Source organism: Lactobacillus sp. UMNPBX6 (assembly GCF_002553975.1).
GTDB classification, from domain to species: domain Bacteria; phylum Bacillota; class Bacilli; order Lactobacillales; family Lactobacillaceae; genus Lactobacillus; species Lactobacillus gallinarum.
In genome coordinates this window covers 1-23,288 of sequence record NZ_PCZD01000018.1, presented here as the reverse complement: position 1 = coordinate 23,288, position 23,288 = coordinate 1, and the positions used below count along the sequence as shown (strand labels likewise).

Here is a 23,288-nt window from a genome sequence, read left to right as displayed (position 1 = left end):
AAAAAAATAGTGTTATTAGGATATAATAAGTGTAGTTATAATAAATATTTTAGCCCGGATTTAAAATTAAAAATCCTTTAAAAAAACGAATTAGCACATTTAAAACCTATTAAATATCAGGCTACTATTAAAGTGAGAGATATAAGGTGAGAAAAGCTTTTGGCGTGATAGTAGTATTGCGAGAAGCTCAAACGGTAAAGATGACGATATCAAATCTGATATATATTAAGTGAAATTTTACTTAATTACGTTCAAAATAGTGAAAGAATAATATAAGGGAGGTTTATTATGAAATTAAAAAGAATTGCATTGAGTATTGTGGCAGGAGCTGCGCTTATGGTCCCTGCAGCTTTAACAGGACAAAGCCAAAACTCTAGCATAGTTCAAGCAAGTACCTTAAAAAATAAGATTACGTTCGTTAAAAGCTATTCTCAACCAATGTTATATAATAAAAACGGTAAAAGTATAGCTAATAAAAATGAGATTAACTTTAACAAGCCAATTCGTTTTTATGGTCAACCAACTATAATTCAAGGACCTAAAGTTAATGCCTTTATTTATCTTAACGGGATGCCGCAGAGTATTATTAAAGGCAACACTTATGCCGATTTAGGTGATGGTGGTTACATTAATATGAAAGCAGTTGGTAGCTATAACTGGAATAGCAATGAAATTGGCTTGATTAAAAATGCATATGTTTACAACAGTAAAGGTCAACGGCTATCAACTTATCGTGGTCGCAAAGCTTATTTAACTAAAGGCAGCAAAATTAAATATGTTGGTAAGAGCTGGGTTACTTACCCTGATTCATATTTCAATTTAGGTAGCGGAATTTATGTTAAGTCAAATAACGTTAATACCATGAATGGTAAAGGCGTTTTGAAATTAAATACCAATACTGCTATTTATAATAAGAAGGGTCAACGTATTAGCTTTAATGGTCAGCGTGTATTGCCTAAATATTCAATTGTAAATTACGCAGGCAAGCGTCGCGCTAAGACCAAGTCTGATGATTACTACTATACAAATTTGAGTGGTAGTAAGTCATATGCAGTTAAGAATTATAAGATTAAGGGCCAAGATTACTACTATATCGGTAAGGGTGCTTATATCAAGGCGATAAACGTTGGACGCATTAACGGTAATCCTGTATTTCGTGATGGTGGTGCAACTACAATTGTTCCTCAAATGGACTTGTTTATCTATAATTCAAAATTAAAAAAGACAAAACAATCTGTTAAGAAGGGCCAAAAGATTAGAGCATTAGATCCAGTTATCCTTGGTAGTGGCGATATTGCACAACTTTTCTACAGAATCAAGGGAACATCTAACTATGTTTCTTGGGGTGATTACAGTGAGTACGGCTTTGAAGACGACGCTTATGTAGGCAACTTTAATTTCCGTGTAAGATTGAATCCTATTAAGACTATTGAAACTGCTGCAACACGTGCTGCTGAAGAATCAGATTAATTATTAGTAAAAACGCTATTCAATTTGGATAGCGTTTTTTGCTTGAAAAAAAGTATAAAATGACAATGTATATCAGAAAGAATCCAATGTTTTTTGGACCATATAAGGTAAGCAGGTGGTTAGAGGTCAATCAGTAACTTGGGTACCTAACAAATATTATTGGAGAGGCACACCTAAGCTAAACAAGATTATCGCCCAAGTGGTTTCAACTAATTCAGCTTCACAAGCTATCAAGAGTCACAAGTTTGATATTGCTGACGTAGTTAACTCTCAATGGCAAGTCACTTAAGATTCACTTGGATACAATGAGTGGTTTAGCTGTCCAAGAGTCAATCGTACAAAATTACATCCAACAATGGCATAAAATCGGTTTGAATGTTAGCTTAACCGGTGGTAGATTAATGGAATTTAATTATGTCTATGATAAACTTGACCATGACGATAAAAATATTGATATGTTCAGGGCTGCTTGGTCATTGTTAACTGAACCATCACTAAGAGGGATGTACAGTGAGAACAATCCGATGAATGACTCAAGATTCGTAACTAAGGAAAATTAGAAAGGACTAATGATCATGCAATTTCATGATTCTGATGAAACAATTCACATTCCACCACAAGATATTTTCGAAGATTTACTTGATCAAGTAGAAAAATTGCAAACGCAAGTAGATGAGCTCAAACGTCTGCAATACAGCAATTCTAGCAATGCACGGGATGTTTTTCTGTATGGTTGTGAACTGGCCGGTAGTCAATATCTTAATTTAGCAGATCACGTGGTGCCAAAACTCCATGAAGATGATCCATTAGTTTTGATGCGTGAGCCCAATAACCAATATGATGAACATGCGATTAGCGTATATACTACAAGTGGATTGAAGCTGGGTTATTTGCCAAGAAACAACAATCTAATCTTGAGCCGTTTGATGGATGAAGGAAATTTATTATTCGGTAAAACTAAGACCTTTCATTGGGATGGTAAGAGCCTGTACCTAATTGTGAAAGTTTATATGCGCGCATAAAAAATAAAAACTACTGATAGATCAACGTTTTTAACGAAAATTATCAGTAGTTTTTGTTTTATATTTTTGATATTAAGCAAATGAACGAGGATTTACATCGTGTGCATATTCTTTTAATTCCAATAAACTATACTTCTTACCAAATAAAGTATTTTTATCGGGAACTAAGCGATATGATTTGCTTAATCTCTTCATAAATTTGTTGGTAAACATCTTTCTCTTTTTACCACAAAGCGTATGTTGATTCAGCCATTGTTCTGCTTGATTTCTTGATAGATATCTCATGAAATCTTCCTTTCTATTAGTCGAAGTTGCGAGTAACTTGGCTGTTATTTCATTTTTCACCTATATTGTAGTACTCTAATTGAAATTGGTTAAAATATAATAGTGAAAAGCATAAAATTGATGATAATTTTTTGATTAGATTATAAATTGGCAAATCAGTTTTTTACTAATTTCGATGAGCCGGTAGGCAAGCGTCTGTGTGATCATGATGATATCATCGATGTCACTTTGTATTTTGCAGATAATACTCAAGAAAGAATTGAACTTGCTTGGAGTGAAAATAGTGAAGACAATAATGAGTGGCAGAGTCATCATTTATAAGTAAAAAGCCGCTTGATAAAAGTGATCTAGATCAAATTAAACCAGGACTAGCAGAGAAAATGAAAAAAATCGAGCAAAAAGATCGATTTTTGAATCGTAAGATTTTGAGAATCTATGTAGGCAAAGTGGAATAAACCAAAAAATGACTCAATCCCTTGATTGGTATTGGGCCATTTTTACTATCCGGCAATTAACATTTTCCAAAGTAAGCTACTAGTATACCAATTGTGTGGTTGAATTGCGGCTAAGCTAGCAACGATGATGCATATTCCAGCTGTTGAAATAGTGATTGAAAATATGCAGTTGACTAAATTCGATGGATAGCCACTTTTATGCGCTTGACGAAAAATATTGATAGCAAGCGCCACAAACACTAAACCGACAAATATTCCAATTTGATAATATATGTACAAATTAAATTTCTCCCGTTAGTAAGATTTCATTCTGGGAATATTATAATACTTGATCTTAGAATAGAAAATTACAAATTAAATAGGGATACATTTTTGCATCCCTATTTAAATTCATATTAATAACTAATAGCGCGATGACCATCTAAAGCCCAGTGAATTTTGAACTTGGCTACGCTGATCTTGCGCTTGGTACCGGTCCATGGATCATTGTAGTAAAGAGTATTGCCGTGATAACCAGTAAGAGTGATAGCATGATTAGAAATACCATCAAACATACCAACCCAAACAACTACTAGGTGAGACCGCAATAACTTTTGCTTAATTGCATTAATGCTGCACTTAGTCATAATTTGTGGCTTACCTAAATAGTGTTGAACAACTGGCTTAACGCCGCCGGGTGCAACCCAAAATCCTAGTGGGAATTTTTTATAAGGTGAACCCACAAAGCCTTTATTTGGATTGGAACTACATGACATAATCTTTGCAGCTTGATACTTGCTTACTTTTTTACCAGCAAAGTTAAGCATCATAGTTACCGCAGTAATTTCACAACCAGTAGGCATTTGTGGTCGTTGACAAATTACTTTGGCATTATTTTTGATGCCTGTAATTTATCCTTTTTTGTTGATCCAGTAATATACCTTTTTAGCTGCAGTATTCTTCATGCGGCGTCTACCTAATTGATCAAAATAGCTGTAATGCTTGGTGTGAGGAACTTTACGCACATTTTTAAGCATTGCGCCGTTTTTGTTAAATAGGTACCAGTAACCATTAATCTTTTTTAGGCCTTTGATTGCTGCGCCATTTTTTAGGTAGTAGGTATTGCCGTTAGTTACTTTCCAGCCGCTATTGTTTTTAGCTGGAGTATTCGTCTGGCTAGCCCGAGATTGATCAGTTTCATCAGCTTTAACTGTAGTAGAAAAGCCAGTGAGCAAGAAGCAGGAAATAACACTAATGAATAAAATTTTGCCTTTCATAATTTACCTTAGATGAATGGACGCTTGATTCCTGCGATAACGTTACGTTGGCTGTTTGTAATTGGTGCAACCATTACGCGTGGTGGCCAACTTTCGATAACGCGGTTGTTACCTAAGTAAATAGCAACGTGCCAAATAGCGTGTGTACCTGGTTGGTAGTAGAATACTAAGTCACCACGTCTTTTTTGAGAGTATGCAACACGCTTGAGGTGCTTATCTGCCCAAAGGTTACGTGAATTCCATTCATTGCCTGGGTGGGCGTGACCAATTGAACTAGTAGGAACAGGACTGATACCACCAGCGTAAAGACCTTGCATTACTAAACCAGAGCAGTCTACACCATAAGCTGGACTTGAAGAACAACCTGCAAGCCATGGCTTACCCATGTATTTGTAAGCTTGGTTAATCATTGCTTCGATGTGAGCTTTTCTTCCTTGCCAAGCCTTAGCCTTTAATAGAGCAGCGTAGCTGTCGATTCCGTACCAAGACTTTTTAGAAAAGCCCATCTTTTGCCAAGTCTTAAGGTTAACATTACCAGTTACCTTTAAGCCATGACGACGTTGGAAGTTCTTAACTGCATTGTAAGTAGCTTGGTTGTAGTAATTCTTACCATACCAAGTACCCATGCGGTGCATTACTTTCTAAGTTTTAATACCTTCGTATCCGCGGTAAAGGTTATAGCCAACGTGACCGTATGGCCTGATTTGTGTGTAATGAACTTGGTGATAGCCCTTAGGATTTTGGTAAGCCTTAACTTTAGCTATCAATGTTTTTTTAGCGCTGATGTACTTGCCGTTATTTAACTTTAAAACTGGAGCGTTATCAGCGGGGATGACTAACTTACTAGTTAAATAGTGATATCCCTTTTTGGCTTGATGATCAACTTGAGTTAAAGCGGCATCCTTATAAATAGTAGTATTTTGCTTTAAGCGAATGATCTTAGGATTAGATGAAAGATAGTCGCTTTTATTGAAAGTCGAAGCTTTCTTTTCTGTAGCAGAGCTTTGAGACTGATTAGAGTTCTGTACTACTTGAGTATTTGATTGAGCATCGCTAACAGTATCAGCTTGAACGTGTTTTGTAGAAACAAGTCCTGTACCAAGCAAAACTGCCACGATTGCTGTAGTCCACTTTGTATTTTTCAACATATATTTCTCCTCCATAATTTTTGGGAATTCATTTGCTATTTTACTCGCGTTTTAAAAATTTTTAAATAGAAAGGAAGAATTAAAAAGTTGGAATAGATTTATTCAGTAATAATTTGTAGCATATTATGTTTTTATTCAAAAGTAATTATTATTTTGTGAACTAAAGCAAAAAATGTATAGGCAATAGCCATGTTAACGATAACAAAAAAATTAATACATATTGTAAATGTAATCGCTTACACTTAGAATGGACGTGTTGCTAAAATTATTCAGATTTAAAAATGAGGTTTAGAAATGAATAGGTATCATTATAATTTAGGGAAGTCAGTTTTTATTTGTAGTTCGGCTATTTTAGGCTTGTGGTTAGGTGCAAATACAACAACTAACAATGTACAAGCTGAAACAACAACCGAAGAGCCAACTAGTCAACAAATTAGCAAGGCTACTCAAACCACAACTTCTAACTTAAATCAAGCTGATAAAGAGGAATCGAAAGCTTTACCAACAGCACAAACAGCTACACCAGTAACTCAAACTGAAAATCAGACAAATTCTACGGAAGATAAACCAGAAACTAAGGTAATTGTGCATTATCAAGGTGATGGAGACACCTGGAAACCTTATATTTGGGGAGCTGATCCTGGTAGTAATGGTCAAGAATATGAATGGACCGGTGAGGATTCATATGGTAAATATGCTTCAATTACTTTAGATGGTAATTATAAAAAACTTGGTCTTTTAATAAAGGATAAAAATTGGGGTAAAGATGGCAGTGGCAATGATCGTACTGTGACTGTACCTGATAATGGTAGAGCAGAAGTATGGTATAAAGCAAAGAGTGATGATCAGCAAAAAGTAACACCTACCTATGACCATGCAAATATCAAATTACATTATTATGAAGATAAAAAATCAGATAATCAGGTAAAGAATATTAATTATTGGACTGATACTGATAACACAAAACAAACTACAAGTTTAGATAAAAATAATGAAGCAGATTTTAACTTTACTGATACTAAAATAGGTTTCCATGAAATCTATGTTGAACCAGTAGAAGCTGATAAAATTCCTAGAACTTTTAAACCAATGCCGGGTAGTGAAACTGCAGATATTTATGTAGTCAATAATGACTCAAAAGCTTATTATTCTAAGAGCTTTGCGCCAATACCTAAAAAACAAACACAAAAACCTAACCAACATGTTATTAGTAATACTACTGATGTAACTATTCACTTTAATGGTGATGGTACAAAGTGGGTACCATATATTTGGGGAAAGAAGCCAAATAGTAGTGGTACTCAATATAAGTGGGATGGCAAGGATGACTATGGTTATTACGCTAATATCACTTTAGACAATAATTACCAACAAATTGGTGCTTTAATAAAAGGTGTTAATGATTGGAGTAAAGATGGCTCCGGTCAAGATAGAGCTATTACCGTTGATGATAATGGTAAGGCAGAAGTATGGTATAAAGAAAAGAGCGATGATCAGCAAAAGGTAACCCCAGTATTTAACGGCGGAAATGTAACTGTTCATTATTACAATAATAATGATGTTAAACAAATAAAAGTATGGACTGATGATAATAAGGATAAGGCACAAACAGTAACGCTTGATAAGAATCATACTGGTAATATTACTTTAACCGATAAGAAATTTAAACAGGTATTTGTAGCACCAGTAGGTTCAGATACTGCAGCTAGAAGCTTTACTCTATTATCAGGTACTAAGCCAACTAATATTTATTTGGTTAATAAAGACTATACAGCTTACTATACTGAAAGTTTTGCCTTAGCTCAACAAAGTGTAACTTCTGCTTCGATGACTTCTCCTAATACAGTAGCTATTGAAACTGGTAAGAAGATGAGCGCTGATGAGGCTAAAGCTGATTTAACGCTTAATGATAATAATTCAATTGCAAAGATAACCGCTGTTGATCCAGATAGTAATGGTAGAAGTAAGAAGTTTGAAATTACAACTACTCAAGATTTAGATATTCTTGATAATAATCAAATTGGATTAAAAGGTAATTACAAAGCTATTGATCTTGGTAGTTACGTTCGTTCAAAGGCTTTTGATGATAAATATGGTTATGATGGTAATGATTTAGGTGTTACTTATGATAAGAAGCAAACAACTATTAAATTATGGTCTCCAACTGCCAAAAGTGTAGTATTGAATATCTATGATTCATTAGATAATGATGCTCAACCTGCTAAAACCATTATTATGAAACGTGGAGATAAAGGTGTCTGGTCTAGTGTCCTAGAAGGTGATATGAAAGGTAAAGCATATGACTATAGTTTAACTTTTGGTAATGGTCTTAAGACGCAAACCGATGATCCATATTCTAAAGCTGTAACTGTTAATGGCGACCGTACAGTAATTGAAGATTATGACAATATAAAGCCTAATAACTTTAATAGAATGCCCGAATTCTCGAGTCCAACTCAAGCAATTATTTATGAAACTTCTATTCGTGATTTTTCAAGTGACCCTAATTCAGGAATTAAGGATAAAGGTAAATATTTAGGCATGATTGAATCAGGTAAAACACCAACTGGACAAGTAACAGGTCTAGCTTACCTTAAGGCACTTGGAATTACGCACGTTCAAATTATGCCATCATTTGATTATGCAAGTGTAGATGAAACAAAACCATTAGCTGATCAGTATAACTGGGGTTATGATCCTAAGAATTATGATGTACCAGAAGGTTCATATTCAAGTGATCCAAAGAATCCGACTGCTAGAATTAAAGAAATGAAGGAAATGATTAATGGACTTCATAAAGCAGGGATTAGAGTAGTAATGGATGTGGTTTACAATCACGTGTTTGATCCAAAGAAACAAGCCTTTGAATTAACGGTTCCTGGATACTATTTCCACTATGATAAAGACAATAATCCAACTGGCATTAGTGGATGCGGTAATGATATTCGTAGTACGGGAAAAATGGTTCGTAAATACATTGTTGACTCAGTAACGTATTGGGCTAAGCAATATAAAGTGGATGGTTTCCGCTTTGATATTATGTCGTTACTTGATACTGATACTATGAATGCTGTCAGAGCAGCTTTAGATAAAATTGATCCCGGAATAATAACTTATGGTGAAGGCTGGGATATGAATCCATACTGTAAAGAAGTAGGTACAAGTCAACCTAATGCTCCAAAAGTACCAGATGTAGGCTTCTTTAGTGATGATATTAGAAATACAGTTAAAGGTGACGATGATCCTGTAAATGGTAATGCTGGCTTAGTAATTGGTAATGGGCATGAATCAAATTATGCTAACAATGCTAAAAAATTTGTGGATAGTTTCTTAGGTGGACAAAAGTTAAAATATGATGCTTGGGAAACTCACCCATACGTAAAGCCAAGTCAAATGATTAACTATGTTTCCTGTCACGATGGTTATACATTGTATGACTACATTAAAAAGAGAATGCCAAATGAATCAGACGCTAATATAGCTAAACGCATTAGATTAGCCGATTCAATGGTAATGTTTGCAGAAGGAATTCCGTTTTTCCATTCAGGTCAAGAAGGACTTAGAACTAAGGCTGGTAATAACAATTCTTATAATTCATCAATTAGAATTAATCAAATTGATTGGGATCGAATTGGTGCAAATAAAGATACAGTAAATTACTTTAAGCAATTAACAGATTTACGTAAAAAACTTTCTGCTTTACATTTAAATAACTATGATCAAATTAATCAAAATGTTAAAGCCATAAATGCAGGTAAAGATGGGATTTTTGCCTTTGAGTATAAAGAAAATGGCAAGAAGATATATATCATCTTTAATGTTAATAATAAGGATGCTGCTTTAAAGGGAATCGACTTAACCGGTTATCATAAATTACTTGATAGTGATGGAAAAGTATCTTTAGGTCAAAATACAACTTTGATGCCGTTGAGCACTTTAGTTGTAGAAGGGGTAAATGAAACTCCAACAACAAATATTGGAAACCAGGATGAAACTCAACCTGTTCAAAATCCTTCAAATGTTAATACTTCGACAGAAGTTAGTGCCGATACAATTGAATTGACACATAATGCATATGTTTATGATTCAAATGGTGATGTAGTGAAGAAGACTGACGGATCAAATATTGATTTAATAAAGGGAAGTTCCGTAAAGATTCTTGATAACGGTCAAACAACAACCATTAAGAATAAAGAATTCTATCGTATTGGTGAAAATCAATATGTTAAGGTAGCCAATATTCTTAAGGATATTACTAAGTTATTAGTACATAATGCATATGTTTATGATATTAATGGCAATATTGTAACTGAGAATGGTAAAAAGCTTGTACTTAAGAATGATCGATTTGTTAAAGTAAGATATAGTGGTAGACTAATTACTATCAATGGTAAGAAGTTTTATCAAATTGGCCATAACAAATTTATTAAGGCTGTAAATACTGGATTGAAGGGAATTCTAAAACATAATTCATTTGTCTATAACAAAGAAGGTAGACGTGTTAAGGCAAATAAAGATCATATCTTATTAAGAAAGCAATCTACAGTCTTTATTATGAGTGAAGGACATGTAGTAACTATTAGAGGAAAGAAGTTCTATCGTATTGGTAAAAATAAATATATTAAAGTAAGAAATGTTGACAAACTTTCTGAATAAGACAACAAAATAAGCAATCAAAAAGGACTAATCCAGCCAGATTAGTCCTTTTTTGTATCTATATTAAAATATTCCTTCGATCGCTCATACGATCCGGCGTCCAGACCGGATACCACACAAATTCCACATCAACGTTTTTAACTTCTGGCACTTTTTTAACCGCTTGAGTAATGCCATCAATTAGGTAACCAGTTAGCGGACAAGCAGGGGTGGTCAAAGTCATATTGATCAGACAGATCCCATCTTTGTCCAAGTCGATTTCATAAATTAGCCCTAAATTGACTACGTCAACGTTCAATTCAGGATCAATGACTGTCGCCAATTGATTGATAATATCGTTTTTAATTGTTTCACCGTCACGCATTTTATCACGCATCCTTGCCAAAAATTTTAGCTTTGATTGCTTGGCCGGTTGGAGTGCCAGCTAAGCCGCCGATTCCGGTTTCGCGGAGGGATGCTGGCATTTGATGACCAACTTTTTTCATGGCGTCGATACATTCGTCGGCCGGAATTACACTGGTGCATCCCGCAAGCGCCATGTCTGCCGAAATTAAAGCATTGCCTGCACCGATCGCATTCCTCTTAACGCAAGGAACTTCAACCAAGCCAGCGATTGGGTCGCAGACTAGACCGAGCAAGTTAGACATTGCAATCGACATTGCTTGTGCGCTCTGCTCAGCACTGCCACCAGCTGACTCAACTGCGGCAGCGGCGCCCATGGCAGATGCACTACCAACTTCGGCTTGGCAGCCACCGGTTGCGCCGGCAATTTCTGCGTTATTGGCAATAACAAGGCCGAATCCACCAGCAGTAAAAAGAAAGCGAATCATCTGTTCTTCACTAAGATCCATTCTTTTTTCTAATAAAAACAAGACACCAGGCAAGGTGCCAGAGGAGCCAGCCGTAGGTGTGGCACAAATTACGCCCATTGAAGCATTGACTTCATTGGTGGCAACGGCATTTTGCACTGCGGCCATGATGGTGTCGCCAGATAAAGTATGGTGAGTTTGACGGTATTTTTTTATTTTGACGGCTTCACCACCAGTTAAGCCTGTTTTAGAAAATACGCCATCACCGCTTTTTCCACGTTCTACTGCAGCACGCATTGTAGCCAAATTATGTTTCATTCGGTTCCAGATTATTTGCCGCGGCAGACCAGATAGCTCGCATTCTTGTTCAATAATTAACTCCGAAATAGGTTTATGTTGCTTTTCAGAATCAGCAACAATTTCTTTAATATGGTTATACATAATCTTGTTCCGCTTTAAAGACAAATAATATTTTCAAACTTTTCTTTTAACTCTTTTACTAAGGCAGGCTTGAGATAGTTGTCGATATCGTATTCGTAGATATTGCAATCTTTAGTGCGAAAAATTCGCTTCTTGCTAAAAGGAGCTTTTTCTCGTAATAAGGAAGTCAAATTTTGATCGTTAAGAATATCTTTTTCGTAATCAAACCAAATAATAATTGGCAACGAACCTGTTGGGGTGATCTCGGTGTCGTGAATTATTAAATGACGAATTTCGATCGATCCACCGCCGATAGAACAGCCCGATATCTGTTCCTTTTTGGTTCCGCTAGACATATCTAAGATTGCTGTATTGGGATGATCGATTGGACTAGGTCCATCTTCTTCGACAAAGCGAATATCGACGCCACGTTTTTTAGCAATTTCAGGTGCGTTAGGTACACGCAGATCATCTGTGTCAAAGCCTAAAATTCCCGCGGCGATAGCGTAGTCTGTCCCGTGGCCGCGATGAGTTTGGGCGAAAGAGCCATAGTAATGGACTGTTACTTTTCTAGGAACTCCTCCAAAAAGTTTGTTTCCAGCTCGGCCGATTGCAACGGCACCAGCTGTATGTGAACTAGATGGACCTACCATGATGGGCCCGATAATATCAAATACGCTTTTGTAACGATTCGTCATTTTTTGTTTCTCCAAGTAAGTATTCTGCTTTCATTATAGCGAATTATTACTAATCAATGTATTATTTTAATAGTAATTAAAAATTAGCTAGGGGTTGAAGATAATGACTAAAGAAAAAGATGAATTGAAGAAAAATTTGGAAAAGGTAGCAGAAGAACAGGGCGGACAACAAGCAGTATCTTATCAAGACTTGTTTAATCCAAGATTCATGCAAAAGAATACGCATTTTACTACGATTGATGTTTTTGTAAGAGAGTTGGGCGCAAGAAGTTTTCCTGAGATTGAACAATTAGGTCAAAAAGTGGTAGATGATTTTGTTAAGAAGGAAACTAATTTTAATAGCTGGGAAGAAATGCAACAGCGTGCAGTTAGCGAATATATGACTAGCTTGTTTTAGTAAAGAATAAATTACTAAACATAGAATAATAGTTTTTATTCTTATTTTGTAAGCGCTGTAACTTAATATGCTATCATAGATATGAAAAGTAATTAAAAACTATTGATAGTTATGAACTTATATTCATAAGTTCGGAGGAAGTTATATGACAGACAAAGAAATTTTGCAAAAGATTGAACAAGGCGTTAAAAATTCAGAAAATTGGGAAGTATATCATCATTTAACAGATAACCTAGGTTCACCTGCATTAATGCTTCGTAAAACTAATACTAATGCAGATAGATTAGGTGTTAACATTGATGTCTTCAAAGGATATGCTTATTTGTTCTTAGACAACGGAACGCCAGCAGAACCAGGCAAACCATTTTCTGTTCAAACCTTAACTAGCTTGAATGCATTGACAGAATTGCTTGACATAGTAAAGCCTTACATTAAAAGAAATTAAATTCATTAGATCATTAAAATGCCTCACTGTTGTGGGGCATTTTTTCATGACTAATTTTAAATTTTCTTAAAACATTAAGTGATATTTTTCACATATAATAGTAAAAGACAAATTTTTAGAAAGTTGGAAAAGAAGTGACACATAAAAAATCATTTTTTCCTTGGTGGATATTTATCGTTTGTTGTTTTATCTCAATGATTGGGTTTGGCTTGTTGGTTAATACAATTGGATTATTCTTCGGGCCAATCAGTCAAGAGTTTAATGTAGGACGTGCTAATGTTGCACTAATGACGACATTTCAGAATGCGGCTGCCGCAATTGCCTTGCTTTTTGCTGGTAAAATCATGGAAAAGGTAAATTTACGCTGGCTTTTAACCGCTTGCTTTGTCTTAATTGCCGTTAGCATGCTTAGCTTAACTTTTGCCAATTCATTAGTTCATTTTTATCTTGCATGGACAATCATTGGGATTTGTCAGCCGATCGCAATTACTTTGTCAATTCCTGTTTTGCTTAGCAAGTGGTTTAACCAAAAGCTCGGCACAGTGATGGGAATCTCGCTCGGACTTTCTGCTTTAGGTGGAACGATTTTTAATCCGATTATTGCCGAAGTAATTAAGCAATTTGGTTGGCGTGGCGGCTTTGTTGGTGAAGCTCTATTGATTGGACTGATTTTAGTTCCTTTAGCTATTTCAATTAAGCCTGAACCAACGATGCAATATCCTGCATATGGCAAAGCAATGCAATCAAGCAAAAAGGTGGCTTTAACAGGTTTAAGCCTGAAGCAAGCTTTGAAGATGCCAGTATTTTACGCTGTAGCTTTCGCCATGCTTGCACTGCAATTTGTTTCCGGTTCTGTCCAACATATTTCAGGACATATTACTAATATCGGAATTTCACCAATCACTGCCGCAACTGTTGTATCAGGAGTAATGATTGGTGCCGCAATTGGTAAGATTTCTATTGGTTATTTCCTTGATAAGTTTAATGCCAAGTTAGTTTTAGCCGTTTATTCTTTATTCGGTGTAATCGGTTGGGGCGGCCAGGCAATGCTTAGAGAAAGCAATTTATTGATTTTAGCTGCCGTAATTCTCGGTCTTGGTCAGGGAGTTTGTTTAGTTGCATTGCCATATTTAATTCGTCAAATTTTTGGTGAAAAAGACTATAGTAACATTCTTTCGGTCGTCAATATGATTGGTGCATTTGCCATGTCAGCTTCGGTTTACTTGATCGGTTTATTCTTCGATCAAACTGGATCTTACGACTTAGGATGGATGATTAATGTCTCAGCATTTGTACTTAGCTTCATTGTGATCATGATTACACTAGGTAAAAAAGAAAGCGTAAATTCTGATTTAGAAATAGTTGAGTAAAAAGAAAAAGTTTCGTCTCATAAGAAACGAAGCTTTTTTGCTTGCCTAATTATTTATTTTCATTAACTACTTTAACGATTTGAATCAATACAGTTGGCATTACTGCAAGACCAATAATCCAAAAAAGTTGATTGCCAGTTAAAGGAGTTACGGCAAACAAACCGTGCAATGCTGGTACAAACAAGATTAATGCTAAAAGCAATGTACCTACAGCAAATGCAGCTAAGCTGTACCAGTTGTTCTTAAAGCCAATCTTGAAAATGCTGTGTTGTGAACGACAGTTGAAACCGTGAAGCAATCTAGCAAATGTCAAAGTAGAGAAGGCCATCGTACATGCAACAGCTGGACTAGTTTGACGACCAATCATGAAGGCGGTAATTACGCCGACTGCAATGATCAAGCCTTGAAGTCCTACCTTGGTAACTAATGATTTATCCAAAATACCAACCTTAGGATCACGTGGCTTTCTGTCCAATACATCTGGAGCACCTGGTTCCACACCGATTGCTAAAGCTGGAAGAGAGTCAGTAACTAAGTTAATGAACAGTAATTGTACAGCGATAAATGGTACTGAAAAACCACCAATTGAAGCAAATAATACCGTAATAATAGCTGACAAGTTACCTGAAAGCAGGTACATAATAGCATTTTTAATGTTTTCAAAAACAGTTCTACCATTAGCAACAGCCTTGATGATGGTTGCAAAATTATCATCAGCCAAGATCATGCTTGCAGCGTCCTTAGATACTTCCGTGCCAGTGATTCCCATGGCAACACCAATGTCGGCTTTCTTTAAAGCAGGGGCATCGTTAACACCGTCACCAGTCATAGAAACGATATGATCCTTCTTTTGCCATGCGTTAACAATTCTGATCTTGTTTTCAGGAGATACACGAGCATAAACAGAAATCTTCTCAATCTTTTGTTCAAGCTCTTCATCGCTCATCTTATCAAGTTTAAGACCAGTAACAGCTAAGTCACCATCGTTGAAGATACCAATCTTTTTAGCAATAGCAACTGCAGTAACCTTGTGGTCACCGGTGATCATTACAGTACGGATACCAGCTTTTTTAGCTCTGGCAACAGCTGCAATACTTTCTTCACGAGGTGGGTCCATTTCAGAAACCAAACCAATGAAGGTAAAGCCATTTTCTGTTTCAGGTGTTAAGTCCTCATCGCTTTCTTTATAAGCGAAAGTTAACACACGCAAACCATTTTCGGAGAAGTGTTGGTTTTGAGCTAAGATTTGCTTCTTATCTTCTTTCGTGATTGGACGAACTTCGTCATCTAATCTAATGTTAACGCAGCGATCAAGCAAGACATCGATGGCACCCTTAACAAAGATAGTAGGAACTGTATGAATCAAGTGCTTAGTACTCATCAATTTTCTATCAGAGTCAAAAGGTACTTCTTGCTTACGAGTTAAAAGCCCTCTTAAATCTTCTTCAGTTAAGCCTAAGCCTTTATCACCTAAGTCGATACCAGGTACTTGGCGGTACATTTCTAATAATGCGTATTCCGTTGGGTCACCGATACCCTTGCCATCAACTAAGCTAGAATCGTTGTTTAATACTGCATCATATAGTAAGTAACGATGTAATTGATTATCTAGGTCAAGTTGATTTGGCTTAAGAGTTTTACCACCGATATAAATATCTTGGACAGTCATCTTATTTTGGGTTAAAGTACCGGTCTTATCAGAACAAATAACTGATACTGAACCAAGCGATTCAACGGCAGCCAGGTTTTTAATAATGGCATTTTCTTTAGCCATTTTTTGTGTACCCATGGCTTGAACGATGGTTACGATTGAACTTAAAGCTTCAGGAATTGCAGCTACGGCCAATGCTACTGCGAAGAGCAAAGCATCCATAATTGGTTGACCACGCCATATTTGCAAACCAAGCACAATAGCACAGATAATTAAAATTGCTGTGGCAAGTTTTGACGAGAACTTATCAAGTGAGATTTGCAATGGGGTACGACGTTCCTTGGTTTCGTTCATTAAGGAAGCAATCTTACCGATCTCTGTGTTCATCCCTGTGGCCGTAACTACTACATTAGCACGACCATAAGTTACAAGAGAACTAGAGTAGACCATGTTGATACGATCACCAAGTGGCATTTCATGATCAAATTCTACATCCGCTTTATCAATGTTAGTTGATTCACCAGTTAAAGAACTTTCATTAACTTGCAGTGAGAAGTTCTCCAAGATACGTCCATCGGCAGTTACCATGTCACCAGCTTCAAGTAACATAATATCGCCGGGAACAACATCTTTTGAATCAATTTCAATCTTTTTGCCATCACGCAAAACTTTAGCACTAGGTGAAGACAGTGATTTTAATGATTCAAGTGACTTCTCAGCTTTGATATGCTGCACAGTACCTAAAATTGCGTTCAGGACTAAGACCGCGATAATTACTAAAGTACTTTCAAGTTCACCAGTAAAGGCAGAAATCACGGCAGCGATAATTAAGATAATTACCATCAAGTCTTTAAATTGTTCTAAAAAGACCTGCAATGTCGTTTTCCTTTTGCCTTCAATCAAGGCGTTCTTGCCATACTTAGCTAGGTTATCCTTAGCCTGCTGAGATGATAAACCACCGCTACCTGTCTTTAATTCTTCTAAGACTTTGGCTTTGGTCTGTAAATAATATTGTTTCAATATAAGACCCTCCAATAAACTTCAGTAAGTCCCAAACAAAAAAGAGACTACTGCATAAACTTAAGAGCGTTTATGTAATAGTCTCACCATTTAAACTCACAGCGGAAATTTCTTTCGTGACTTGACGCCATGAGTACAATTATTTGTCGGTTACTCCCTATATGTATATTAAATTTATATCATACATGTATCTTTTTTTCAACTGCTTGGTAAATTATTTTGATTTGATGTAATTTACGCCAGCAGCTGCAGGAGCAACAGATTTTCCAAGGAAGACGACTAGGACAACGATTGTGATGACATATGGAGCGATTTGCATATAAACCGTTGGGATTTTTTCAAAGCCTGGAAGTTGATTACCGATGATGCTTAGACTTTGAGCAAAACCAAAGAAAAGGGATGAAAGCATTGCGCCAATTGGATTCCATTTACCAAAAATTACAGCAGCTAAAGCCATAAAACCTTGACCAACGATAGTTGAAATAGAGAAGTTACCGGAGATTGATTGAGCAAAGACTGCGCCGCCCAAACCGGCCATGAAACCGGAAGTAAGAACTCCGATGTAGCGCATTTTATAAACATTTACGCCAAGGGTATCAGCGGCTTGCGGATTTTCACCAGTTGACCGAAGACGCAGACCAATTCTAGTTTTGTAAAGAATCCACCAGAGCAAGACCGTGATGATAATTGCAAGCCATGCAGGAGCAGAAGTATTAGTAAAAAAGATTTTACCAATGACAGGAATGTCAGCTAATCCCGGAATATTGGTGTAACCAAAGTTGGCAGTAATGTTAGGAGTTTGACCTTTCTCATAGATAGCTTTTATTAAAAATACACCTAAAGGCGGAGCTAATAAATTTAATACCGTACCACTGATGATGTGGTCAGCATGAAGGTTAATAGTAGCGAATGCGTGTAATAGAGAAAAAATTAAGCCGAAGATTGCACCAACTAGTGCGCCTAGCCATGGAGTAGCGGCGCCAAAATCTTGGGCAAAAGTAAGGTTGAAGATAATGGAGGTAAAAGCACCAACGGTCATGATACCTTCAAGACCAATATTGACAACACCCGAATTTTCACTGTATACGCCGCCTAGGGATGCAAGAATTAATGGAGCAGAATACACCAAGGTTGAGGAAACGATTAATGCTAGAAGAGATGTGAGATTCATAGTACTGGTCCTTCTTTTTGTAATTTGATATTTGGTCCATCGACACCGTTGTTCGGACCAATTTCTGTACCTTTCTTTAAAGGATGCTTATAGCTAGCTGTTTTCTTTACTGCAAAGAGCAAGTCGAAGACATATTTGATAGCAATGAAGAAAATAATAGCGGCAATTACAATTGAAACAATTTCGTAAGGTACGCCGGCTACCGTTTGCATACCAAGACCACCAATTTTAAGGATAGAAAATAGGAGAGAAGCAATTAAAATCCCAATTGCTGTACTATTTCCTAATAAAGCTACTGAAAGTCCATCCCAACCGATGTTAATACTGCTAGTTTGAGTAAAGTAGTTTTGGTAAGTTCCTAAACCTTGCACTACACCGCCAATTCCTGCAAAACCACCAGAAAGAAGCATGGAAAGGATGATGTTCTTTTTAGCAGAAATTCCAGCGTAACGGCTGGCAAATGGATTAAGACCTACAGCTTTGATTTCAAAGCCGACAGTTGTTTTCTTCATGAGGAACCAATAAATTAAGATGGCACCAATTCCCAAGAAAATACCGGCGTTGATACGAGAATCACCGAAAAGATGGCTCAGCCAATCTAAGTGCAAGCTGCCATTGGCGGGAATGTCTTTAGTAGTGTCTGCACCATTGCGCAGACTTTCTGGCATAACTTGCTGCATTAAATATTGGCAAAGGTAAAGCACGATATAGTTGAGCATGATGGTTGTAATTACTTCATTAGTGCCAAAATATGCTCGTAAAAATCCTGCTATCCCAGCTACAATTGCTCCGGCTAGAGCACCTGCTAAGATTGCCAATGGCAACAAGATGTATTTAGGTAAAGTTGGATTGGCTAAAACGATCCAAACAGAGGTAAGCCAACCGGCTTGAGCTTGTCCTGGCAATCCAATGTTAAAAAATCCTGCTTTTGATGCAATGGCAAAGCCAACTGCAGTAAAAATCAACGGGGTGGCTTCACGGATGGTTTCGCCTAAGCCATTCATGTTGCCAAGAGCACTAGCAAACATGGAAGAATAAGCGGTGATTGGATTGTAGCTCCAAATGAGCATGATAATTGCTCCGATTAAAAATCCGGCAATTACCGAAATAATAGGTACTAAATAACGTTTTGTTTTAGCTGAAACTTTGATCAAGGTCTTGTCCTTCTTTCTGTATACCGGTCATTAATAAACCTAATTCGGTTTCATTAGTTTGGTCTGGCTTGACTACGCCAGATTTTTGACCATCATGCAGTACTAAAATGCGGTCAGATAACTGCATGATTTCGTTTAGTTCGTATGAGACAAGGAGGATCGCCTTACCTCTGTCACGTTCTTTTAGCAATTGTTTATGAATATATTCAATAGCCCCAACGTCTAGTCCGCGAGTTGGTTGAAAGGCAATGATCAAATCACTGCCTCGTTCAAGTTCGCGGGCAATAATGACTTTCTGCTGATTACCACCTGAGAGTTCTCCCGTAGGTAAATCGCTGCTGGCGGTTCTGATATCAAACTTTTTAACTGCCGCTTTAGCATGCTTCTTGATTGCAGCGAAGTTGATAATTCCGTGATGAGAAAAAGGTTGCTGGTAGTAGCTTTGCAAAATAAGGTTATCTGCTACCGACATCTGCAGAATTAAGCCATATTTTTGTCGATCAGCAGGGATGCTGGCTACTCCTTGCTCCGTGATCTTTCTCGTAGGCTTGTTGGTCATATCTTGACCATTGATGATGACGGACCCCTGATCAACGTGACGTAAACCGGTAATTGCTTCAACTAGTTCATCTTGACCGTTACCGTCAATTCCGGCAATGCCTAGAATTTCGCCGGCGCGAAGTGAGAGTGAGAGTCCTTTAATGGCTAAATTGCCGCGATTTTCTTTGACTTGCAGGTCTTTAACCTCAAGAATATTTTGCCCAAAATTTTCGGCTCTTTTGGTCAATTTCATTTCTACCGCATGCCCAACCATTAATTCTGCCATGCGCTTGTTGCTAATGTCTTTGACTTGATAAGTACCAACATCCTGACCAGTACGGATGATCGTAACTTCATCTGCGACCGCCTTAATTTCTTCTAATTTATGAGTAATTAAAATAATGGATTTACCTTCATGAGCTAATCTTTTAAGAATGTTCATAAATTCTTTAATTTCTTGTGGGGTTAAAACGGCAGTAGGTTCATCAAAGATAAGGATATTTGCGCCGCGGTAAAGGATCTTAAGGATTTCAACCCTTTGTTGCTGTGCGACTGTGATATCGGCAACTTTTTTATCGGAATCAATGGCTAGATGATAACGTTCAGATAAAGCTAAAACTTTTTCTTTTGCTTTTTTAATATCTAAGACAGGTCCTTTAGTAGTCTCATGACCCAAAATAATGTTTTCTAAAACTGTGAAAGAATTAGCTAGCATGAAGTGTTGATGCACCATCCCGATACCCAATTTTTTGGCAGCCGTGGGACTAGCGATATTAGTTTTTTCACCGTTAACAAATATTTCGCCAGAAGTAGGTTCAAGTAAACCTGAGAGAATACTCATTAAAGTTGATTTTCCTGCACCATTTTCGCCGAGTAGTGCTAGGATTTCGCCTTTATGCAATTTGAGATTGATATCGTTATTGGCTTTAAAACCATTAAAGTCTTTAACGATATGCTTCATTTCAATAACTGTATTTTGTTTTTCCATAATTTTTCGTTTTCTATTAAAAAACTCTCCGCCAAGACGAAGAGTTTTTGACTGTTAAGATTTATTTACTTGGCTTGGTTGCAACCTTGATCTTGCCATCGAGGATTTGAGTACGAGCCTTTTGAACAGCTTGCCATGCCTTGTCGCTAAGTTGTCCCTTAGTAATTGAAACGCCATTGCCCTTCAAGCCGTAGACAAGGTGCTTGCCACCTGGGAACTTGTTGTCGTATGCATCGTTAGCAATACTCTTAGTAGCCACGTTTAAGCCTTTTAAGACAGAAGTTAAAGTAAAGTTAGCTTTCTTACCGTTCTTAGCAGTGTAGTTACCTAATCCGGATTGATCAACATCAACCCCAATTACCCAAACTTTCTTGTCGGCTGGTAATGTTTGGTTGTAATCCTTAGCTTCTTGGAAGACACCGTTACCAGCATTACCTGCTGCTTGGTAAATAATGTCGGCCTTGTTAGCGTACATTGATTGAGCAATTGACTTCGCTTTATCAGTAGCAGTGAAGTTACCGATGTATTGAGTTTGAACGGTGATCTTCTTATGAAGCGCCTTAGCACCATCGGCTACACCTTGCCTAAAGCCCGCCTCGAACAAGTCAATAATGGCTGATTTGGCACCACCGATAAAGCCGACTTTGTTGGTCTTAGTTGTGTAAGCTGCAGCTAAACCGCCGAGATAGGAAGCTTCATTACTCTTGAAGGTGACAGAAGCAACATTCTTTTGACCATTAACTACACTGTCGACGATTACGAAGTTCTTCTTAGGATTCTTCTTGGCAGCCTGACTAACTGCTTGTTGTAGTTCGAAGCCGACACCGAAGATGGTTTGATAACCAGCCTTAGAAGCTTGGTCGAAGTTGGGAACGAAATCGGAAGGACCACTTGATTGGAAGTATTGATAACCGCCCTTGCCTTGCTTTAAGCCATGTTCTTTACCGTAAGCTTTAAATCCAGCCCACGCAGCTTGGTTAAAGGAATGGTCGTCAACACCGTTTTGGTCGGTGATTAAGGCAATACCGTGTTTGGTATCCTTATTAGTTGAAGCACCTTGCTTCTTGCCCGAACAAGCGGTTAAGGCTAAACCTGCCGCAAATACAATCGCACCAACTGATAAAATCTTTTTGAACTTTGAGTTCATTTCTACCTCCAGAATTGATATTATTTTGAGAATGATTTGATTAAAATAATAAATTAATGTACGGGTTATGTCAATATATAATTTAAAATAAGCAAATTGTGTCTATATATAGTGTGAAAAACGAATAATATGTGATATACTGCTTTTAAAATTAATATTCTGAGAGGAAAAACTAAATGCAAAAGAAAATCGCAACCGGTAAGATCTATTTAGGTGGATCATTCAATCGAGAGATAGATCATGAACGAGTGGAAAGGGCAAAAGAAATATTGGCTAAGAATCCAACCATTGCCAAAGTACATTTTCCATTCGATTATGATTTTGTTGATCCGGAAGAGAAGAATCCAGAAATTGGTGGCCAAAGAAGCATGACCTGGCGAGTGGGTACTTTTCAAAATGATCTTAATGGGATAAACAGTGCCACTTGTGGCGTGTTTTTGTATGATATGGATGTTTTAGATGATGGTTGTGCGTTTGAAATTGACTTCATGCGAGCAAATCATAAGCCAGTAGTGTTGGTGCCATTTACTGAACATCCGGAGAGACCGAAGAAGATGAACCTGATGATTGCGCAAGGCGTTACTGCGATTATTGATGGTAATACGGAGTTAGAAAAACTAGCTGAGTATGATTTCAATTGGACGCCTTATATTCCTGTGACAGGTTATGGCATTTATTAGAGCAAGTAGAAGTGTCTGGGAAAAAACTAACCCTTAGATACTGAAAGACGATCAATCCAACTCTTAATTTGAGTTGCTTGACCGTCTTTTTCTGTCTATTTTTATTTTTGAACAAAGAAAATTGGTCTTTTGACCATCTTCTGTTCCAATATTTGCTTAAATTCATCATCATGAAGGCTATTCCTATATCTGTTTCAACCTTCTTTTTGCCTCTTAAATGAGTTCGGCGCATGCCAAAGACGTTCTTCAAATGTCCAAAAATCGGCTCCACATCATATTTCCTCATGCTGTAGATGTGTCTGCCTTCAGGACTTTGGAGAACTGCTTTGGCTTTTTCTTTTAGGTATTGCCAGTTAGGATTATAGCGAACCTGACGTTGGCGTCCGCTCTTAGTCTTGGCTAAGCGTTCTAATTCTGGCGTTAGTTGAAATTCATCTGCTTCATAGACCTTAAAATCACGAACCTGACCAGTCGATCGATCTTTACGTTGACTATAATATTTGAAG

Annotated in this window: 20 protein-coding genes and 2 pseudogenes; 9 read left to right on the top strand and 13 right to left on the bottom strand. The window is 37.1% G+C overall.

From position 1 onward, the window contains the following. Positions 1 to 288 precede the first annotated feature (288 nt). From CP357_RS04500 to CP357_RS04490, 3 genes and pseudogenes are all read left to right on the top strand, one after another. Positions 289 to 1,470, top strand: coding sequence for an SLAP domain-containing protein (locus CP357_RS04500; protein ID WP_025005389.1), 1,182 nt, complete (start codon positions 289 to 291; stop codon positions 1,468 to 1,470). A 71-nt stretch (positions 1,471 to 1,541) separates the two neighbouring features. Next, positions 1,542 to 2,027, top strand: a pseudogene (locus tag CP357_RS04495) (ABC transporter substrate-binding protein); the annotation flags it as partial. A 12-nt stretch (positions 2,028 to 2,039) separates the two neighbouring features. Beyond that, on the top strand, positions 2,040 to 2,492 hold the full coding sequence (locus CP357_RS04490) for an HIRAN domain-containing protein (RefSeq protein WP_233187206.1): 453 nt from the start codon (positions 2,040 to 2,042) through the stop codon (positions 2,490 to 2,492). 72 nt (positions 2,493 to 2,564) lie between these two features. On the opposite strand, the gene CP357_RS04485 is transcribed toward CP357_RS04490, so the two are convergent. After that, positions 2,565 to 2,777: a hypothetical protein gene (locus tag CP357_RS04485; RefSeq protein ID WP_098036643.1), complete on the bottom strand. Its 213-nt coding sequence runs from the start codon at positions 2,775 to 2,777 to the stop codon at positions 2,565 to 2,567. A gap of 147 nt (positions 2,778 to 2,924) precedes the next feature. On the opposite strand from CP357_RS04485, the gene CP357_RS10220 reads away from it, so the two are divergent. After that, positions 2,925 to 3,098, top strand: a complete 174-nt coding sequence (locus CP357_RS10220) for a hypothetical protein (protein ID WP_158227257.1) — start codon at positions 2,925 to 2,927, stop codon at positions 3,096 to 3,098. Between the two features lie 529 nt (positions 3,099 to 3,627). On the opposite strand, the gene CP357_RS04475 is transcribed toward CP357_RS10220, so the two are convergent. From CP357_RS04475 to CP357_RS10310, 3 genes and pseudogenes are all read right to left on the bottom strand, one after another. Continuing rightward, on the bottom strand, positions 3,628 to 4,092 hold the full coding sequence (locus CP357_RS04475; protein ID WP_255404977.1) for a C39 family peptidase: 465 nt from the start codon (positions 4,090 to 4,092) through the stop codon (positions 3,628 to 3,630). Positions 4,093 to 4,122: 30 nt separating this feature from the next. Next, entirely contained in the window at positions 4,123 to 4,488 is a 366-nt protein-coding gene (locus CP357_RS10490) for a hypothetical protein (protein WP_233187204.1), read from the bottom strand. Between the two features lie 8 nt (positions 4,489 to 4,496). Continuing rightward, positions 4,497 to 5,651: pseudogene (locus CP357_RS10310) on the bottom strand (NlpC/P60 family protein). Positions 5,652 to 5,930: 279 nt separating this feature from the next. On the opposite strand from CP357_RS10310, the gene pulA reads away from it, so the two are divergent. Beyond that, on the top strand, positions 5,931 to 10,292 hold the full coding sequence (gene pulA / locus CP357_RS04460) for a type I pullulanase (protein WP_098036640.1): 4,362 nt from the start codon (positions 5,931 to 5,933) through the stop codon (positions 10,290 to 10,292). Positions 10,293 to 10,350: 58 nt separating this feature from the next. On the opposite strand, the gene CP357_RS04455 is transcribed toward pulA, so the two are convergent. The 3 genes from CP357_RS04455 to CP357_RS04445 are packed head-to-tail and all read right to left on the bottom strand — an operon-like array spanning position 10,351 to position 12,219. Next, on the bottom strand, positions 10,351 to 10,656 hold the full coding sequence (locus tag CP357_RS04455) for a metal-sulfur cluster assembly factor (protein WP_098036650.1): 306 nt from the start codon (positions 10,654 to 10,656) through the stop codon (positions 10,351 to 10,353). Positions 10,657 to 10,660: 4 nt separating this feature from the next. Continuing rightward, positions 10,661 to 11,542 (bottom strand): L-serine ammonia-lyase, iron-sulfur-dependent, subunit alpha, encoded by an 882-nt coding sequence (gene sdaAA, locus CP357_RS04450; protein WP_098036639.1) that lies wholly within the window; start codon positions 11,540 to 11,542, stop codon positions 10,661 to 10,663. A 14-nt stretch (positions 11,543 to 11,556) separates the two neighbouring features. Beyond that, positions 11,557 to 12,219 (bottom strand): serine dehydratase beta chain, encoded by a 663-nt coding sequence (locus CP357_RS04445; protein WP_098036638.1) that lies wholly within the window; start codon positions 12,217 to 12,219, stop codon positions 11,557 to 11,559. 103 nt (positions 12,220 to 12,322) lie between these two features. On the opposite strand from CP357_RS04445, the gene CP357_RS04440 reads away from it, so the two are divergent. The 3 genes from CP357_RS04440 to CP357_RS04430 all read left to right on the top strand — a co-directional run bounded on the left by CP357_RS04440 (position 12,323) and on the right by CP357_RS04430 (position 14,431). Further along, positions 12,323 to 12,616, top strand: coding sequence for a hypothetical protein (locus CP357_RS04440; protein WP_025006238.1), 294 nt, complete (start codon positions 12,323 to 12,325; stop codon positions 12,614 to 12,616). 145 nt (positions 12,617 to 12,761) lie between these two features. Next, a complete protein-coding gene (locus CP357_RS04435; protein ID WP_098036637.1) occupies positions 12,762 to 13,061 on the top strand; it encodes a hypothetical protein in 300 nt (99 codons plus the stop codon). A gap of 134 nt (positions 13,062 to 13,195) precedes the next feature. Continuing rightward, the gene (locus tag CP357_RS04430) at positions 13,196 to 14,431 is read left to right on the top strand and encodes an MFS transporter (protein ID WP_087176448.1); all 1,236 of its coding nucleotides are present in this window, start codon (positions 13,196 to 13,198) and stop codon (positions 14,429 to 14,431) included. 49 nt (positions 14,432 to 14,480) lie between these two features. Here CP357_RS04430 and CP357_RS04425 read toward each other — a convergent pair whose 3' ends face one another. The 5 genes from CP357_RS04425 to CP357_RS04405 form a co-directional block, all read right to left on the bottom strand. Beyond that, positions 14,481 to 17,102: a cation-translocating P-type ATPase gene (locus CP357_RS04425; protein WP_198995852.1), complete on the bottom strand. Its 2,622-nt coding sequence runs from the start codon at positions 17,100 to 17,102 to the stop codon at positions 14,481 to 14,483. A gap of 214 nt (positions 17,103 to 17,316) precedes the next feature. Continuing rightward, positions 17,317 to 18,273, bottom strand: a complete 957-nt coding sequence (locus CP357_RS04420) for an ABC transporter permease (protein ID WP_087235972.1) — start codon at positions 18,271 to 18,273, stop codon at positions 17,317 to 17,319. Next, the gene (locus CP357_RS04415) at positions 18,270 to 19,427 is read right to left on the bottom strand and encodes an ABC transporter permease (protein ID WP_098036636.1); all 1,158 of its coding nucleotides are present in this window, start codon (positions 19,425 to 19,427) and stop codon (positions 18,270 to 18,272) included. The genes CP357_RS04420 and CP357_RS04415 overlap by 4 nt, the downstream gene beginning before the upstream one ends. Further along, a complete protein-coding gene (locus tag CP357_RS04410) occupies positions 19,408 to 20,955 on the bottom strand; it encodes an ABC transporter ATP-binding protein (RefSeq protein ID WP_098036635.1) in 1,548 nt (515 codons plus the stop codon). Before CP357_RS04410 ends, CP357_RS04415 begins: the two co-directional genes overlap by 20 nt. Positions 20,956 to 21,016: 61 nt before the next feature. Next, positions 21,017 to 22,102, bottom strand: a complete 1,086-nt coding sequence (locus CP357_RS04405) for a BMP family protein (protein WP_098036634.1) — start codon at positions 22,100 to 22,102, stop codon at positions 21,017 to 21,019. Between the two features lie 176 nt (positions 22,103 to 22,278). Between CP357_RS04405 and CP357_RS04400 the strand changes: the two genes are divergently transcribed. Beyond that, positions 22,279 to 22,782 (top strand): nucleoside 2-deoxyribosyltransferase, encoded by a 504-nt coding sequence (locus tag CP357_RS04400; protein WP_098036633.1) that lies wholly within the window; start codon positions 22,279 to 22,281, stop codon positions 22,780 to 22,782. Here the strand turns inward: CP357_RS04400 and CP357_RS04395 are convergent. Further along, a partial coding sequence (locus CP357_RS04395) for a transposase (RefSeq protein WP_143468734.1) occupies positions 22,736 to 23,288 on the bottom strand: 553 nt, incomplete at its 5' end. The genes CP357_RS04400 and CP357_RS04395 overlap by 47 nt on opposite strands.

Bases quoted from the DNA above. Each gene is read 5' to 3' on its own strand.
- CP357_RS04500 (WP_025005389.1), top strand. From the start codon at position 289: ATGAAATTAAAAAGAATTGCATTGAGTATTGTGGCAGGAGCTGCGCTT.
- CP357_RS04435 (WP_098036637.1), top strand. From the start codon at position 12,762: ATGACAGACAAAGAAATTTTGCAAAAGATTGAACAAGGCGTTAAAAAT.
- CP357_RS04445 (WP_098036638.1), bottom strand. From the start codon at position 12,219: ATGACGAATCGTTACAAAAGCGTATTTGATATTATCGGGCCCATCATG.
- pulA (WP_098036640.1), top strand. From the start codon at position 5,931: ATGAATAGGTATCATTATAATTTAGGGAAGTCAGTTTTTATTTGTAGT.
- CP357_RS04410 (WP_098036635.1), bottom strand. From the start codon at position 20,955: ATGGAAAAACAAAATACAGTTATTGAAATGAAGCATATCGTTAAAGAC.
- CP357_RS04490 (WP_233187206.1), top strand. From the start codon at position 2,040: ATGATCATGCAATTTCATGATTCTGATGAAACAATTCACATTCCACCA.
- CP357_RS04420 (WP_087235972.1), bottom strand. From the start codon at position 18,273: ATGAATCTCACATCTCTTCTAGCATTAATCGTTTCCTCAACCTTGGTG.
- sdaAA (WP_098036639.1), bottom strand. From the start codon at position 11,542: ATGTATAACCATATTAAAGAAATTGTTGCTGATTCTGAAAAGCAACAT.
- CP357_RS04455 (WP_098036650.1), bottom strand. From the start codon at position 10,656: ATGCGTGACGGTGAAACAATTAAAAACGATATTATCAATCAATTGGCG.
- CP357_RS04485 (WP_098036643.1), bottom strand. From the start codon at position 2,777: ATGAGATATCTATCAAGAAATCAAGCAGAACAATGGCTGAATCAACAT.
- CP357_RS04405 (WP_098036634.1), bottom strand. From the start codon at position 22,102: ATGAACTCAAAGTTCAAAAAGATTTTATCAGTTGGTGCGATTGTATTT.
- CP357_RS10490 (WP_233187204.1), bottom strand. From the start codon at position 4,488: ATGAAAGGCAAAATTTTATTCATTAGTGTTATTTCCTGCTTCTTGCTC.
- CP357_RS04440 (WP_025006238.1), top strand. From the start codon at position 12,323: ATGACTAAAGAAAAAGATGAATTGAAGAAAAATTTGGAAAAGGTAGCA.
- CP357_RS04400 (WP_098036633.1), top strand. From the start codon at position 22,279: ATGCAAAAGAAAATCGCAACCGGTAAGATCTATTTAGGTGGATCATTC.